At 36.0% G+C, this 16,846-nt stretch carries 13 protein-coding genes and 1 pseudogene; 8 read left to right on the forward strand and 6 right to left on the reverse strand.

Annotated features, from left to right (window positions below; genetic code table 11):
* Window positions 1-5 precede the first annotated feature (5 nt).
* Window positions 6-1,922 carry a galactosyltransferase-related protein gene (locus N0M92_RS27050; RefSeq protein WP_260288711.1) on the reverse strand — a complete coding sequence of 639 codons (1,917 nt, stop codon included), beginning with the start codon at window positions 1,920-1,922 and terminating at the stop codon, window positions 6-8.
* Window positions 1,923-2,248: 326 nt separating this feature from the next.
* On the opposite strand from N0M92_RS27050, the gene N0M92_RS27055 reads away from it, so the two are divergent.
* Together N0M92_RS27055 and N0M92_RS27060 are read left to right on the forward strand one after the other, a co-directional pair.
* Window positions 2,249-2,680: an AAA family ATPase gene (locus tag N0M92_RS27055; RefSeq protein WP_192207573.1), complete on the forward strand. Its 432-nt coding sequence runs from the start codon at window positions 2,249-2,251 to the stop codon at window positions 2,678-2,680.
* A gap of 86 nt (window positions 2,681-2,766) precedes the next feature.
* Window positions 2,767-3,660: an ROK family protein gene (locus N0M92_RS27060; RefSeq protein WP_260288712.1), complete on the forward strand. Its 894-nt coding sequence runs from the start codon at window positions 2,767-2,769 to the stop codon at window positions 3,658-3,660.
* Window positions 3,661-3,996: 336 nt separating this feature from the next.
* Here N0M92_RS27060 and N0M92_RS27065 read toward each other — a convergent pair whose 3' ends face one another.
* Window positions 3,997-4,782 carry a YheC/YheD family protein gene (locus tag N0M92_RS27065; protein WP_260288713.1) on the reverse strand — a complete coding sequence of 262 codons (786 nt, stop codon included), beginning with the start codon at window positions 4,780-4,782 and terminating at the stop codon, window positions 3,997-3,999.
* 655 nt (window positions 4,783-5,437) lie between these two features.
* Here N0M92_RS27065 and N0M92_RS27070 point away from each other — a divergent pair.
* Entirely contained in the window at window positions 5,438-6,580 is a 1,143-nt protein-coding gene (locus tag N0M92_RS27070) for a YheC/YheD family endospore coat-associated protein (RefSeq protein WP_260288714.1), read from the forward strand.
* An 18-nt stretch (window positions 6,581-6,598) separates the two neighbouring features.
* A complete protein-coding gene (locus N0M92_RS27075) occupies window positions 6,599-7,774 on the forward strand; it encodes a KamA family radical SAM protein (protein ID WP_260288724.1) in 1,176 nt (391 codons plus the stop codon).
* A gap of 223 nt (window positions 7,775-7,997) precedes the next feature.
* Here N0M92_RS27075 and N0M92_RS27080 read toward each other — a convergent pair whose 3' ends face one another.
* Window positions 7,998-8,360, reverse strand: coding sequence for a hypothetical protein (locus N0M92_RS27080; protein ID WP_260288715.1), 363 nt, complete (start codon window positions 8,358-8,360; stop codon window positions 7,998-8,000).
* A gap of 242 nt (window positions 8,361-8,602) precedes the next feature.
* On the opposite strand from N0M92_RS27080, the gene N0M92_RS27085 reads away from it, so the two are divergent.
* From N0M92_RS27085 to N0M92_RS27100, 4 genes are all read left to right on the forward strand, one after another.
* Window positions 8,603-8,917, forward strand: a complete 315-nt coding sequence (locus tag N0M92_RS27085; RefSeq protein ID WP_260288716.1) for an ArsR/SmtB family transcription factor — start codon at window positions 8,603-8,605, stop codon at window positions 8,915-8,917.
* A gap of 80 nt (window positions 8,918-8,997) precedes the next feature.
* On the forward strand, window positions 8,998-9,426 hold the full coding sequence (locus N0M92_RS27090; protein WP_260288717.1) for a DMT family transporter: 429 nt from the start codon (window positions 8,998-9,000) through the stop codon (window positions 9,424-9,426).
* 13 nt (window positions 9,427-9,439) lie between these two features.
* Window positions 9,440-9,913, forward strand: a complete 474-nt coding sequence (locus N0M92_RS27095) for a DMT family transporter (protein WP_260288718.1) — start codon at window positions 9,440-9,442, stop codon at window positions 9,911-9,913.
* A 1,183-nt stretch (window positions 9,914-11,096) separates the two neighbouring features.
* Window positions 11,097-13,502, forward strand: coding sequence for a M14 family metallopeptidase (locus N0M92_RS27100; RefSeq protein ID WP_260288719.1), 2,406 nt, complete (start codon window positions 11,097-11,099; stop codon window positions 13,500-13,502).
* A gap of 406 nt (window positions 13,503-13,908) precedes the next feature.
* Here N0M92_RS27100 and N0M92_RS27105 read toward each other — a convergent pair.
* The 3 genes and pseudogenes from N0M92_RS27105 to N0M92_RS27115 all read right to left on the reverse strand — a co-directional run.
* Window positions 13,909-13,992, reverse strand: a pseudogene (locus N0M92_RS27105) (L-lactate permease); the annotation flags it as partial.
* Window positions 13,993-14,152: 160 nt separating this feature from the next.
* Window positions 14,153-16,234, reverse strand: a complete 2,082-nt coding sequence (gene ggt / locus N0M92_RS27110) for a gamma-glutamyltransferase (RefSeq protein ID WP_260288720.1) — start codon at window positions 16,232-16,234, stop codon at window positions 14,153-14,155.
* 70 nt (window positions 16,235-16,304) lie between these two features.
* A partial coding sequence (locus N0M92_RS27115; protein WP_260288722.1) for a cation:dicarboxylate symporter family transporter occupies window positions 16,305-16,846 on the reverse strand: 542 nt, incomplete at its 5' end.

The following is a 16,846-nucleotide window of genomic DNA, read 5'->3' on the forward strand; positions in this document are numbered from 1 at the left end:
TGCATTTACTCTTTAATAAATTCACTTCCTTTTATCGGATTTACATTCCCAAGCTGAAAAACAGATGGTCCATACCAAGGGCTGTTCTGGTTATTGCTGTCTCTCCACCAAAAGCAAACTTCACCATTTATTAATTTGCATACTACCACAAATACACCTGAATGAGTTTCGAATAATATAGGAATTCCCGTAACACCTCTAGCGAATATCTCAGATTTATACCATTCCCCCCCCGGGGGTTGCCAATAGTGGGTCAAAGCAGAACCAGAGCGAACGACAAGCTCTAAAATACCAAATTTGCCTTTTATCGGAAGCGAAATGGAATAATTATTTGGATTGTCTTCATGCCATGGATATTCCTTGTTTGTATATAGATCTGAATCATGGCCCTTTTCAATATGTTGGATTAATTTCCTGACAGGGTCAGCTTTGTCTCGAATAATGGGATGACATAGATAACCGCTATTTTTAGTATGGTAGTATATCATTTCTTCCAGTGTAAAGTAAGGGCGATAACGTATCATCTCTGAGTCCAGGGGGTTTGGATATTTTTTTTGCCTGAATCCAAGTTCCTTGGCCATATTTACAAAGATAATCTCATCCATCCCCCAGGAAGTAGTTTCCATTAAAGCTTTTCTTAACTTTCCCATCCTTTCTGGTTCAAGTAATGCTTTAACAATAGGCCTCGAAATTACCTGTCCAACATTGAAAACTCCATACAAAGGATTAATATTAAATAATTTCTTCCATCTATTAACGTCTTTCTCAAGTTCCCTTCCAATATACCAATCTTTACTTGGAACCCTAAAGTCCACCCCCATGTAATCCGTATCTTTCATTTCATTTTGAATGAATTCTTCATATCCTTTTTTGATAAACAAAGCATCTGAGTCAATATTAATAAAATATTCATACTGAGTCCCTAATTGTTCCAACCATTCCATCGTTTCAAGAAAATAAATGGCAGTATGCCCATACTTTAATTTACGACTGGAGGGGCAAACGGGAACACCTAGACCTTCACAAAGCGTCCTATCAGATCCCCCGTTGTATAAGACGATTGCACTGTTAGGGCAAAAAGAACGGACATTTTTAATTAGTTGATCGACTAACTCTCTCTTTTCATGAACAAGGATGGCAAAACAAATTTTGCTTTTAGGTGATGTCATATGTGCATTTGCAATGCTGTTTAAAACCTCAATATTATTAATTTGTATCTTTTCTATATTATTCTTTCGTTCAGAAATAAGATTGGTCATTTCCTTTCTATTTCCACTTGCGCGTTTATAACGGTTGAGAAGTTCTAGATTCGCTTTACCATTTGGATTTGTTCCGTAGTTTGAAACAGGATGCCACACATGGTAAATTTCTCCTGAAACATTCGCTAATTTACCACAAAGTGTCTGGACAGAAAGTGAAAAAGCATCATCTTCGCCTCCCCAGCCACTAAACCGTTCATCAAACCCTCCGACTGCCTCAAAGTTCACTTTGGGTATGACAATAAGTTTTCCCGCAAATCCTGTGTAAATCCAATTTGCTTTGGTACATTCTTCAGATTTAACATCAAAAGGCCACGTTGGTTCTGTTTGAATTAGTCTTTCTGTTCCTGACCTTTCAATGTCATAAATTTCAGTAAAAGGAACTACCCATGCTGCTTCATTAAGTGCCTCTATTGCTTTAACTATAAGTTTAGGGTCATAAACGATATCCGCATCAGCTATTACAAAAATTTCTCTTGTTGCTTTTTTAGCTGCTAAGTTTACAGCCTTGGATTTATTAATTTTATCGTTATCGATTATACCCAAGCATAATTCAGCTTCGGGCATGATACGTTCATAATACTGTTTAATCCATTTAAATGCTTCCGCTCTTGGGCCATTGTCTGTTTGGAAAGGTATGATTATTGAAACCTTTTCTAACAAAATTCTACTCACCTACCTTGTTATTAATAAAAAGGTCAATCCTAATGCTGATGATACTATACGTAATTTGAAGCAGGTTTGACACAGCTTTAAATCATAAGTTTCTAAATCGTTTATTACACACTAAATACAAAGACATAGTGGGAAATAATATTAAACCAAAATTCCTATATATAATTTTTTTTTATTCACATAATTGATTGATTTGCCCCTTTCAAATCAACTATCGTTCGCATTTTATAATGTAATGTACTGATTCATGCTTTCAGATGGGTTTAGAGTATCTGAGTGTGGGCGGGGCAATTTCTGATTTGGAGAGATGTAATGTGAAACTTGGTATCATGTGCGGAATCCCATTAAGCGGTAAATCAACATATGCTAAAGTTCTACAGAGCGACGGATGGGTACGTGTATCTATTGATGACCTCAGGCTTTCCTTACATGGTCAAATTTATAAAGCAGAGGCTGAACCACAAGTGTGGAAAACAGCTGAACTTATGGTCAGGTCGTTGCTAAAAAGTGGTCATAAAGTAATTGTAGATACCACAAACAGAACAAGAAAGCGTCGTAAACAATGGAGACGTGTGGCTAAAGAATTTGGGCTTACGTTAGAAATTTACCAAGTGGATACAGATTATGAAATATGTAAAGCAAGGAACAAAGATCTAATGCGACTACCTCAAGATGTATTAAAACAAATTCATAAAGAATACCAAAAACCGACATCGGATGAGGGAACTATTATTATGGTAAATTAGGAATCGTATTCAATATAAATGAGGTGATAATTCCTCGAGCCTACTTAATATTCTTATAAAAGCTACGGTGTATAGGGGGAATGTAAGTGGAAAAGTATATTTCTTTTGATGTCGGCGGGACAAAAGTAAAACACGGGCTCTTATTAGAGAACGGAACCATTCTTTCACAAGGCAGTTACAGTACCCCGTGTACAAATCTGGATAAATTTATAATGAAAATGGTAGAAACAATTAATATGTACTTAAGAAATAATCATGTGTTGGGTGTAGCTATAAGTTTACCAGGCTTTATTAACCCGAATACAGGTTACTCAGAACAAGGTGGTGCTGTTACCGCGTTGATTAATCAGAATTTAAAGAATTTATTAGAAGCAAAAGTTCCTCTACGGGTTGAAATTGAAAATGATGGAAACTGTGCTGCTATAGCAGAAAAAACAAGCGGTAATGCCCAAAATTGTACCGATTTTATATGTGTCACAATTGGCACTGGAATAGGAGGGGGGATTTTTGTTGACGGTAAACTTTTACATGGTCATAGATTTAGAGGCGGTGAATTTGGTTTTATGATTACTCAAGCAAATGGGAAAAATTTCGGTGATATATGGCACTCCACAGGTTCAACTTCTGCCTTAATTAGGAGCTATAAAAAACTTAAGGGAATAAGTGAATATGAAAATGTTAAAGGGGAGACCGTTTTTTCAGAGGCCACTAAAAGTAAATCGGTAAAAAAACTTATTGACGGATGGGCTAGAAATATTAGTTATGGAATTTTCAACCTAGCAGCAACTTTAAACCCACAAAAAATTTTAATTAGTGGCGGAGTATCCTCCCAACAGGATTTGTTATCAACTATAAATAAACAACTAGACGGTCTCCCTTGGTGGAATGATATTAAGATTCCTGTTGAACTATGTAAACATCGAAATGAAGCAGGAATGATTGGGGCAATGTATCATTTTATTCAACAACAAAGATTATAAAAACTTATTATTTAAGTTACGGTACACCTTAGTTTATAGAGTTATAGAAGAATACAATATGAGTCGTTACCAATGGGGACTAAAGAAAATGGCCCCGGTACAATACTGGGACCGTTAAGGAACTTTTTACTGTCCATGTTCCCCCTCGCAGAATGCATTTGGTTATACAACCATGATGGGTTTCAGAAAAAACTAAACCAGTATGCTCTGGTAGAATACCGGTACACACTGGCTGCTTAGGCTTTTTTATCGCAGTCTACTTGACCGGGATAAGACCATAATCCTAGTGAAAGGATTTTTTATTAAAAGTTAAATTTTAAGAATTGCTGAATTCCCTTATTCTGAATTGTGATTTAAATCTTTTAATATTTTCTTACTTATTCTACGGATTTGTAAATCTTTACTTTTTATCTCTTTATATATTCGTTGATCTCCTAATTTACGAAACATGGCCTGATCTGGTGAAGTATTTGCTTCAATAAACCAAATGTGTCCATTCTTATCAATAGCCATATCCAGACCCACTTTACAAAAAGAAAAGTGGGAATCATATACCGAACATATCTTGTGACATACTTCATTTAACTCATTTAGTGCCTTATTATAATCAAAATTACTTTTATTAGCTGCTAATGCTTGTTCTGCGGAAATTATTATACCTCCTTTAGCATGATTAGTAACAATCATTTTGGGAGGTGAAATTTTTGCACACCAGCCCGATCTTTCCCACTTTCCATTGAATTTATGCATGACAACTCGAAAATCAAACGGACGTTCGAGAACGGTGGCAAGATCAATGCCCTGTTGAATAAGATACTTTTTTGATGGATTAAACTTTTTTTTCAAAGCTGCTAATCCTTGAGCTATTGTCTCATATTTTTCTGCCTTATCTTGATAGTGAACTTCATACTGAGAGTCTCCTATCCTTCTTAAACGCATAACGCCTATACCTATTCTTCCTTTATTGGGTTTAATAAACAGACTGGGATAGGTTTTTATCAATTTTTTTGCCTTTCGTTCAGTGAACCAATCCGTCACCGGAATATAATCCTTAACTAGGGGATCATTGAGCAATACTAAGGTTTTTCTCATTTTATCGTTAAATGGTTTATGAATATCCATAGATGACCCCTTTCCAGTAAAGCCTTGGGTATTTTTAATCAATAGATACCTGCCATACCCAATGCGTTTTCTGCTGAATATTGTCCTACCGCCTATATATCACGACCCCTAGATGATAAATTAATATATAATACCTTATGAATCAAGAAAACCTGTAAATAACGAATCCAATAAGATAGGAGTTCTACATGACATATCAAGCATGGGAGTTCCATTCAAGTAAAGACGACCAGAGTGATGGCTTGCTATCGAACTTATATTCCAATTCCTCTTTACTTTTTCGTACTAAATACACCCCTTCTTTTTGACGAATTCGAATGATACCTTTTGATTTTCTTCCTCTATCGGGTTTTAAATTGTATCTGGGAGATAGATGTTGGCTTTATCGTAAGACTGGAGAATGTAAGCTACCATAGTCTTACTTTTTGCCTTAGACCTAGTTATAGACATAATTTCACCCTTCATATAATTTGTATATATTCGCCGTTTATAACTATGCCCTGGGAATGTTTTTTATACATTTAGCAATCACTCTTCAAGCAAAAATGTCCGCCTATTTCAGGTTTATACGAGTACACATTTGAATTGATAAGAATCTTTTTTTCCTTAAAAGCATATCATGGAAAATGTCAGAGTATACGGGAGGGCAAAACAATTGAGTACTTTAAAACGGCCTATTATTGGTGTCTTCATTCCCCATCCAATCATCAAAGCTTTAAATAAACAAAAAGATACATTGAAAAGCTATCCACGAATTTTACAACTTGCAAAATCAAGTAAAAAAGCAGGTGTGACCCTATTTTTTTTCTCATTTAAAAACTTTGATTTTAAGCAGAAGTTAATCTTTGGTACATATTTTGATAAAGATTCGAAGAAATGGAAACAAACATATTACCCTTTACCTGATATTCTCTATAATCGCGGTGCAGGCGGAGGGGCAAGTAAATTTATTGCAGAACATATATTAGATATACTTGATGAACATCAGGTGATAAAGCTTAATTCAAAATCATACTTTGATAAATGGGAAGTATACCAAGATCTAAGTCAAATTCCAGAGGTTAGCAAATATCTTCCGTATTCAGTCATGTATAAAGAGGATAGTGATTTACAAAGATTTTTGAAACAGAATAATGAAGTTTATTTAAAAGGAGTGCGAGGTGGGCGGGGGAAATGGATTTTCCGAATCCGCAAGCAGCCAAATGGGCACTTCGAATATGGTTACCATGGTAATAACATGGTTATCGCCGAAGAAAAAAAATGGGATAATTTAGTCCAAAAAATTCATAAGTTTTATGGTAAGAGAGAATTTATAATCCAGAAAGCTATTAATCTATTAACATTACAGGATAGTATAGTTGATTTCCGTGCCGAATTACAGAGAGACGGCAAAGGAGAGCTAAAAATTATTGGAGTTGCCGCAAGAATAGGGAAATCGAAATCGCCCATTACCATTCATTCCTCAGCATATCCGATTGAGTATTTTTTCAAGGAATTCCTTCATTATTCTGAGGAAAAGGTAAATGAATTAATGGAAAGCATTAATGAATTTCTTATTACAATTTATCATGCTTTAGAAAAAGTGTATGGGCAATTTGGAGAAATTGGTATTGATTTTGGGATTGATCAAACTGGAGAGATATGGTTTATTGAACCAAATTCCAAGTCAGCCAAAGTTTCCCTTATGAAAGCCTATGATAAGAAGACGTTTAAAAAATCGTGCTTAAACCCACTATTATTTTCCAAATACCTTTATGAGAAAAGAAAAGAGGAAATGTCAGAAAAAATGTTAAATTAATAGAGGGCGTGTTTAATGATGGTGAAACCTAAATACATTACGAATATTAGTCATATTCAACACTTGAGTGAAGAAGAAAAAAGAATACTCCAAACCGTTTCGGAGAAATTTGTTTTCCGCTTAAATGAATACTACTTAAACCTTATAGACTGGTCTGATCCACAAGACCCACTTCGCAAGCTGGTAATTCCGTCGTCCGAGGAATTATTGGAATACGGCAGATGGGACGCATCAGATGAGGATACCAACTATGTCGTACAAGGTTGCCAGCATAAATACTCTACTACCGCTTTACTTTTGGTTTCTGAAGTCTGTGGAGCCTACTGTAGATATTGTTTTCGCAAGCGCTTGTTTCGTTCAGATGTAAAAGAAGCGTCATTAGATATGGCAGATGGACTTGAATATATTAAAAAAACACCAGAGATTAATAATGTTCTTCTTACAGGTGGAGACCCTTTGATACTAGGCACTCCAAAGTTACGCTGGATTATTGAAAATTTACGTAATATTGAACATGTACAAATTATTAGGATCGGTTCAAAAATACCTGTATTTAATCCAATGAGAATATATGAAGACAAAGAACTATTAGATTTATTACGAGAGCACTCTTCTGTGCACAAAAAGATATATGTAATGGCTCATATTAATCATCCCCGTGAAATTACATCCGATGCACTTAAAGCTATTGAAGCCCTGCATGAAGCAGGAGTAATCATTGTAAATCAAACTCCTGTACTAAAGGGAATAAACGATGATCCAACTGTTCTCGCTAATCTGTTAGATAAACTATCTTGGGCAGGAGTGAATCCTTACTATTTCTTTGTAAATCGCCCTGTAGCCGGAAACTCTTCGTTTGTTCTACCATTGGAACAGGTATATCAAATAGTGGAGAAAGCGAAGGCCAAAACCTCTGGCCTCGGCAAACGAGTCAAATTAGTTATGAGTCATACTTCTGGAAAAATTGAAATTCTCGCGATTGAGAATGGAAAGGCATATCTTAAATATCACCAATCGCGTGATGGTGTTTATGGAAAGTTGATGATTTTGGACTGTCCACCAACTGCTTCCTGGTTTGATGACTTACCAAATAACGAGCAATTTTGGGAAAAACCAACTAAAATGACGGATAGTGTTGTCTCTGTGAACCAGCTACCTCCCACCCCTCAGAATAAACGTCCTTCTAATGATTAATGTCATCTTCCATGCACCTTTTCACTTTTTTTGAATCGTGAGAAAATCATGGTCTGGGGGAATTTAGAAAAAAGTATTGAGATAGCTTTTAAAATTATCAATTATTCAGAAAATCATAACATTTTCTCAAGTATAGTAGGTTTAACCGAAAAGCCGTTCGAAGAAAAGAGCTGCCTTAAAGACAGCTCCGGACTTCAGCTAACGCACCCGTTAGTGAAAAAAATCAACAATATTGTTCTCTGAAAATCACATGGAATCTAGGCTTTAAAGTTATTTCGATAATATTTACATATCTGTCCGAATCGCCGTGAAACAAACGAATTTTTGAATGCTCCTTTTTGTCTTCCACAATCTCAATTTTATTAACAGAAAGTAATTCAATATATGACAATACTTTATTTGTTTTCATTTCCTTAACACTTAAACTAAATTCGTGATAAAAAGGGGAAAGGATAATCTCATATTTTTCTTTTTCATTTTCTAAAACAAATGTTGATGTGTCGTAATAAAAAGCAGCTGTCTCATCTTTCCTCTTTGGAATAGCTCCAAATACAGAAATTAGGTCTAATTCTTCTGGAACATCCATTATTCTCTCTCTTATTGAGTTATACAAAGTTTTTATAATAAGTAATTCACTTTAATCTTAAGATAATCCTTCTTGAACTAAACTGCCCCGATAGTTGAACAAGAAAAAGAGCTGCCGTAGATTGTTAATGATTGTAAGCTTAAAGAAATCAGATAGTTTTATCATCTTTAATCTATTTCAAATGCTAATTTTTTTTTTCTTCAGCTTGACATATCGAGAAATCCAGATATACAATTACACCCATGGAACCAATTAATGTATTCAAAGCGTTATCTAACGAAACAAGACTCAATATCCTAGAGTGGTTAAAGGAACCCGAGAAGCATTTCCCAAAACAAGGCGCTCACCTACCAAAGGAGGTAAGTTACAAAGGCGGAGTATGTGTTGGGGATATTCAAGAAAAAGCCAAAGTTTCTCAATCTACCGTTTCTAGCTACTTAAACATGATGCAAAAATCTGGTCTACTTGAATCGATTCGTCATGGACAATGGACATACTACAGGCGCAATGAAGAATTTATTCAACAGTTAGCTAAATATTTTAAAACAGAGATCTAATTTATGTTGGATTTCTGTTTTTTAACAAATTATATCTACTTTTCTAGATATTTAATTATACAAAAAAGGAGATTTTATCTATGCGTTTTATATTTTATTTACTAGCCCTATTGGCTGGAGCAGCACTTAGCTTTGAAGGAGCTATCTATGGTGAACTAGGAAAAACAATTGGACAAATAGAAACAAGTTTTTATAACTTCTTTATGGGTTCGATAATCATGGGGCTGTTATGGCTCTTTTTTGGAAAAGGTAAGCTTTCCTATACACTTGAAGCACCTAAATGGTCATTACTTGGAGGTGTCTTGGGTGTTGTTTATTTAACCTCCATTGTTGTAAGTGTCCCATTTGTGGGTGTTGGTATAACAATGGTTGCGGTAATAATCGGACAATTAGTAATGAGTATGATTATTGAACACTTTGGTTGGCTTGGTAGTAAGAAAACCAGGATTAATAAGGAAAAGATTTTTGCAGTTATTTCAATGATTATCGCACTTATTTTAATAAACTAGGAGGTCTATAATTATGGGTTTATTTATGATTTTATTTACATTGATTGGCGGTATCACATTAAGCGCACAATCATCTATCAATGGAACATTTAGTCGAAAAGCTGGAACAATTGAAACAACATTTTTAACCTTTCTCACTGGAACAATGTTTCTTACCATTTTCATTTTATTTTTTGGTAGTGGAAATGTACTTGCACTTCTAGAAGCACCTAAATGGCAGTTAAGTGCAGCATTTTTGGGCACTATGTATTTACTTCTGACTGTGATGGCAGTTCCAAGAATTGGGGTTATCGCAGCTAATATTGCTGGTATAGCTGGTCAACTTGTGATTGGTGTAATTATTGATCATTTTGGATGGTTCAATAGTTTAGTCATAGAATTAGATATTAAACGTGCATTCGCATTACTATTTATGATTATTTCCCTTATTTTTATCTATAAAGGAAATAAACGCTTAAGCGAAGAAACCCAAGCACAAAATATTTAATTAAACTAACATGATGTAAAAACTTAATTTCAAATAAACGTTGTTCCCTGCAATAGAGGCCGATCTTCCTAATTAGGAGGATCGGCTTTTTTTAATATTTTGTGAAATATTACACTTAAACTATCCTGCCCCTTTAGTTTTAGTACACTTCTTCACAATCTTTAAAATGATATTAACATAAATATCCAACAAAAAATCATCACACCTCTAAGTTATCTATTAAGTTCAATAACCTAATGAAAAGCCTCTCTTCTTATCTTTCCAGTTAATACTGGTTACTTTTTCGGACACCAATGTTAAATCAATCTTATAAACCCATTCATATCAAGATTCATAACGCCCATTCATTTTTATATATAATAGAAACAAATAGTGTTTAAAAAAAGGCTTTAATCAATGTTTTTAAGTAGTTTGACTTAAATGTTTTAAATGCGTCATAAAACATTGGAGGACAAAAAAGGACTACTAATGTATATATTTATTCCTACTCAATTGAGTGGGGCTTTTCCTCTTCAACAGACAATCCTTTTATTTTCTTTTTCCACGCTCTTTATTCAATTCTAGGCATACTTAAAAAAAGAGCCTCTCCAAATGGATCTTCTCTTCCACTTCTATTACTACTTCATTTATACGATTAAATGCTTTAATGATATGAAGGCTGCTATCTATGAGTTTTTGCTCTGGCATTTTCTTAATACCCTGTTTTGTTTCAGTTGAGTATTTGTTTTTGCCATTCCCCATCATTCCTATTCATGATAATTCTTGTTTCTTTAGTAAATGTTGGACTGGCACAAAGGTTGATAGGCATTTAATGGTTTTTAACAATAGAGCCGTAGCTCACATGAAATATATTACAACTTTCCTTTTACAAAAAAAACAAAAAGCAACAAAATTAAACAATAAAAACAGTTGATTATTAATATACGATTTATAGAAATTATAACGGAATAAAATCTAGTAATTTTGTACTCCTAAAATCACTAGATTTTTCAGGTGGAATAGTACTTTTTAAATAGGAAAAACAACCTAAAATTTAATCTTCTAAAATTAAGTATTATGTTTTCTCAATAAAATTTTTGTAGAGCGGATTTTTTACTGCCTCTGATTTTATGACAAGAAATTAAGTACATTCAATTTACAATAAGCTTGTATTAAAATTTCTAGCATTATGGGGGTGCAGTTTTTGACAAAACAGAAAAAGCAGAAATGGAAAAGGAATTTAGTGGTGATGACTGCCATAACCGGACTAGTGTTCTCTACATTTTATCCAGGCCTAAGTATTCCGGTTGCAGCGGTCGAACAGCCTGACCAGCCGATTCCTAAGGAAGAATCGGTCTCAATTGTTCAACTTGTAGTACCAAATGATAAGGCAAAGGAGAAGCTCCTTGAGCTTGGCATTGACCTTACCCACAGAATCGAAGCACACGACGGAGTCTATGAAGTGGATGCCGTTGTCACACCAACAGAAATTGCCATGTTAAAGACCTTTGGCATCAATGTAAAAGAGACCCTGATCACCGAAAACCAATGGAACACACGCGTGGCAGAGCGGCAATCTACTGCCCAGCTGCAAGCCAGTCTGGCAGCTTCCGAGGATACACTTAAAGTCCTTAGGGCAAACCATTTTACCAATCAATCAGGAACCTTCCTATATCTCGAAGTGAAGTCAAGCGCCGGTGCGACTGCTAGCACAGCACTTAAAGCAACTTGGACCGAGAACGGTGAGGAAAAATCTGCTACACTTTCTAGATTGGTAGATTACAGTGAATATTTATATCACTATTTGCTTCTACCAGTTAGCGCCATTCCTTCATCTGTTAAAATTGAAAGTAATCTTGGAGGAACAGCTACGAGCACCGTTACTGAATGGTTAGGGAAAGAGCCGAAACATCCAAAAACAGATTATGTTACCGATTTTGTTGACCACTATATGGCACCAAATGAATTATATGAACGTGCCGAAAAACTTGCAAAAGAATTCCCGAACTTGGTAGAAATCATTGATATGCCAAATAAAACAAATGGTTACAGACGGCTTGCCCAAGCAACTATCGGCGGCACGACCAATCCCGCAGTTGTTGTTTCCTCAAAAGCATGGGGGCATGAAGGCGGGAATGATGTATCGATAGAATTCAAGAATCCGGGAACCAATAATTCACCACTAAAAGTGACTGTGGATGGTACCAAGATTTTAGTAGATTTAGCTACTGATTCGTCAGGAAAGGCAACAAGTACTGCCGCACAAGTGGTTAAAGCACTGAATGAGAATGCTAGCCAACTTGTCACTGCGACTACATACCGCGGTAATGCTGGTGCTGGTGTTGTCGCACCAACTACGAATGCTGCGATATTAACTGACGGCTTGAAAGCAGGGGCAGATGTTTCCCGTGATCCTTTTACAGTAAAAGCGATCCGAATCGGCAAGCATCGAGACGGTTCTAAACCAGGTGTTCTTGGATATGCTCAGGAGCATGCCCGTGAATGGGTGACCCCACTCGTAACAATCGAAACGGCGGAAAGACTACTGCGAAACTATAGTCAAGATAGTGAGACAAGAAAGCTTGTCGATAATCTTGATATATTCCTTGTACCTTCAGTAAACCCTGACGGTGCCAATTACAGCTTCAATGATTACAATATGCAGCGTAAGAATATGACCAATCACTGTGGTCCCACTGCCTCTGACCCTGGGTACCGTAATAATTGGGGAGTTGACCTTAACCGCAACCATTCCGTTGGCTCCGTTTTTGATGGCTATATTGGCGGAGGTACAAGTTGTACGGGAGAAACTTACGCTGGACCAGCTGAAAACTCTGAGCCTGAAGGAAGAAACCTAGTCTGGCTTGCTGACAAAAACCCAAATATTAAGTTTGCAATGAATATTCATAGTTATGGCGGCTACTTCATGTGGTCCCCTGGTGCTTACGATTCAAAACGTACAACACTGCCACGCCCATCAGCTGGTGAAGAAGCGTTTTACTGGGCAGCTTCTGATAACATCTTAAATGATATTCAAGACCACCGCGGAACGGTCATTCTGCCTAGCCGTACAGGTCCAATTCCTGACGTACTATATTCTGCTGCAGGTAACTCTGCGGACTACCTATGGTATGAAAAGGGGATTTATGCCTGGAACTTCGAAGTAGGGGCAGATTTATGGAATAAGGATACAAAAAGATGGCAGGCGGTTGGATTCCAGCCAGCCTTTGTAGAAGGTCATGAAGAAGCAATGGAATTTGCCAATGGGTTGATTGGCTTAATTAAAGTAGCCTACAACAGTGCAAAAGACCATCAGCCGCCTTCCTCAAAGGCTACACCTGGAAACGGTAAATACACAGGTCCGGTTGATGTTAAGATTGAAACAAGTGAGCCAGCCACCATTTATTATACGCTTGACGGCAGCCGCCCAACCTTCCAATCAGCTAAAATTAAATTAAGCGGCACCCGTGAATTTGCAGAAACATTAAAAATTGAAAAGACAACAACCATCAATTATTTCACTGTGGACGCCGCAGGAAACATTGAAAAAAACTACAATCCACTTGGTAACGGGAAAAACTATAATTCTGTAACGCTTACAATAAAATGACGGTTTGCAAGGGGTTGGCCTTACGGGGCCAACTCCTTTTTGGTTCCTTTGAACTGATAGACTTTCCATTATTTTTGGATAAAAAGTAACCAGAATCGTGTTATCATTAATATTTCCTTTTGCGTTTCCAAACCTTGGCCAGTAGTTGAAACCCTCGCATAACTAATTAACAATATGTATGTATCATCCTCTGTCTATAAGTCTTAAATCTTTTACTATAAATTAGCTACGCATTCCGTCTTTCGTTGAATATATATAAGCAACAGCAAAAAACCCCTATCTATGTGATAGGGATTTTAAGTTTGTTATTTTGATTGAGCACATTCAAATCCAATCGATCCATCATCTTGCAACACAAGAGCAGCATCAAAAGGCTTCTTTTCTTTTGCCTTCGGTTTCATCCCTTTAAAATATCCGGAAGTTCCGGTCCAAGAAAGTTAGAGCTTAAGAATTGTGTTACTGCAAAAGTAATGCCAGTTAATAAAATTGCAGTTTACTTAGATGGGATAATATCACTCAGTTAAGAATCTATATGCCTTTTTTAAACAAATACAGTATTTGCACCAGAACCCTTTTTACTAATTATTTCTATACTATAAAAGATGACATGCTGTAATTCTAAAAAATGTCTTTCGCATTAGAACTAATTATTAGTTTGTAATAATATCGCCGTCTTCATCATCATTTGGATTGTCATAATTAGACAAGTCCTTTTCTAAAAGTATAACTTTATCCTTCTCATTCCAATCTACCTTATAACCTAATGCTTTTGCCGTTTTTATAACAGATAAATAAGAATTTTTATTTGTCTTATATGTCTTTAAATCCCTTGAGTAAATAACACCTAGACCAAGTAATAATTTATCTGATTGAATGTATGGTTTTCCATCTACTATCTTCATCTGATTAGCTTGGTAAGGGTAAACATAACCGTTTACTTTAAAGGTGAAAGGTCCTTTTTCCTCCTCTTTTATTTCTTTTGGCTTTTTAGATGTATACGATATTCTATCTACACCTAAAACGGTTCCCTCTCTGGTATTGTCTGCTCCTCCGTACATTTTTCCAGTTTCGTAATCAAGGATAGCTGCCTGTACATTCCCGATATTTTCAGGCTTTTCTTCGAATACATTTCCTTTTGCCATTAATTCTAATCTCGTATTTTGATCAATTCCTGGTTCCCACCTAATAGTTGGATATCCTGCTGAGTAAATACGAGGCGTTAAAATCGCTTTTTGTATTGGCATATTATGGTCAATAACATTTATAATTGTTTCAACTACTGATGCAATAATAGTGGGTCCCCCCGGAGAACCAATAGCCATAAAAGGTTTCTCGTCCTTTAGAAGAATGGTTGGAGATATGCTGCTTCTTGGGCGCTTCGTTGGCTCTACTTGGTTAACACCACCTGGTGTAGCATCAAAATCTGTCATCTCATTATTTAACATAAATCCATAACCGGGAACCATGATACCAGATCCGAATACTTGTTCAATAGTTGTTGTATAAGAAACCATATTTCCCCATTTATCTATAACAGAAAAGTGAGTTGTTTGTCCAATAGGATGTTCTTCTTTTACTGTCACTTGAGAAGAGGATTTCTTGCCTTCATATTTCCATGGATCTCCTTCTTTTACATCAGCAGTAGCCTTCTCTGGATTAATAAGCTTTCTTCTTTCTTCTATATATCTTTCATCTAAAAGTCCTTTTGTTGGTACATCATAAAAATCTTCATCTGCCACATAAGCTGCTCTATCAGCATAAGCTAAGTGCATCGCTTCGGTTAAATGTTGGAGATATTCGGGCGAATTAACTCCCATTTTTTGCACATCATAACCTTCCATTAACTTTAGTATTTGTTGAACAGTTAAACCGCCAGAACTCGGTGGAGCAGCACTTACAACTTTAAAGCCTCGATAATTTGACTCAATAGGTTTTCGTTCTTTGGCCACATAGTTTTTTAAATCTTGCTCTGTCATTGTTCCACCACGTTTTTGAACTTCTTTTACAAGAGCTTTTCCAATTTTACCTGTATAGAATGCTTTGGGTCCTTTTGCTTGAATTAATTTAAGGGTCTTTGCTAGATCCGGTTGAACAAGGATATCTCCTTCCTTTAATTGTTTACCATGCGGAACAAATACGTCTGCTGCTGTTTGATATTTCTGAAGTTTTTCTTTATTTTCGTCGATATATTGAGCCGTAGCCCAGTTGACCTTAACACCTTTCTCAGCTTGTTGAATGGCAGGATCAATAACTTGAGATAGTTTCATAGTTCCATATTTATTAAGAGCTGTTTCAACTCCCTTTAGTGTTCCTGGAACAGCTACTGCTTTTCCAGTTGTATGACGTTCACTAAAAGGAATGGGCTTGCCGCTTTTATCTAAAAATAAGTCAGGTTTTACATTCTGAGGAGCCATTTCTCGACTGTCAATCATTGTTATTTTATTTTTATCTTTATTGTAAATCATCATAAAACCACCGCCGCCAATTCCAGACATCATTGGCTCAACAACATTTAAAGATAACTGAATAGCTGCAGCTGCATCAACTGCATTTCCCCCTTGCTCTAAAATCCTTTTACCGGCTTCAGCAGCTAAAGGATGAGAAACTGAAACTATACCTTTTGTTGCTCCTTTTTTCATTGATTTATCTACTCCAGGCACGCTAGCAAATGCTGGTGTAATCAAGCAAAAAAAACTAATAATAACTAAAGTAAATCTTAATAGATACTTCAAAAATTTCTCCCCCTTAAAAAATTATTTAATTTAATCTATAGGTCCACAAAAAGAACGTAAATTATAAATATTATGAAATTTCTTCATTTAAATGATTCATACTGTTTACTATTTCTCTTTTATTAAATTGACCTTCCCATTTAGAGATGACGATTGCCGCAAGTGAATTACCGATAACGTTTACTACTGTACGTCCCATATCAAGAATACGGTCGATACCGGCAATAAATGCTAGGCCTTCAATAGGAATGCCGACAGTTCCCAATGTCGCTAAAAGAACTACGAAAGATACACCTGGTACACCGGCAATCCCCTTGGACGTGATCATTAGCACTAGCATTAGCGTAATTTGCTCATACGCGCTTAAATCGATGCCGTACATTTGAGCGATGAAGATAGCTGCTAACGCTTGGTATAATGTAGAACCATCAAGGTTAAAGGAGTATCCAGTCGGAATTACAAATGTAGCAATATGTTTCGGACATCCCGCTTTCTCCATTTTTTCCATGATTTTCGGAAGAACCGCTTCTGAACTTGCAGTAGAGAAAGCAAGAATCAATTCTTCTTTTAGAAGTTTAATCAACGTAAAGATATTGAATCCGACAAATTTCG

This window comes from Peribacillus aracenensis (genome assembly GCF_025175645.1).
Taxonomy (GTDB): domain Bacteria; phylum Bacillota; class Bacilli; order Bacillales; family DSM-1321; genus Peribacillus; species Peribacillus aracenensis.

What these genes read in the sequence shown, in the direction of transcription:
- N0M92_RS27065 (WP_260288713.1), bottom strand. Translation starts at nt 4,782, where the DNA reads ATGGATATTCATAAACCATTTAACGATAAAATGAGAAAAACCTTAGTA.
- N0M92_RS27075 (WP_260288724.1), top strand. Translation starts at nt 6,599, where the DNA reads ATGGTGAAACCTAAATACATTACGAATATTAGTCATATTCAACACTTG.
- N0M92_RS27080 (WP_260288715.1), bottom strand. Translation starts at nt 8,360, where the DNA reads ATGGATGTTCCAGAAGAATTAGACCTAATTTCTGTATTTGGAGCTATT.
- N0M92_RS27085 (WP_260288716.1), top strand. Translation starts at nt 8,603, where the DNA reads ATGGAACCAATTAATGTATTCAAAGCGTTATCTAACGAAACAAGACTC.
- N0M92_RS27090 (WP_260288717.1), top strand. Translation starts at nt 8,998, where the DNA reads ATGCGTTTTATATTTTATTTACTAGCCCTATTGGCTGGAGCAGCACTT.
- N0M92_RS27095 (WP_260288718.1), top strand. Translation starts at nt 9,440, where the DNA reads ATGGGTTTATTTATGATTTTATTTACATTGATTGGCGGTATCACATTA.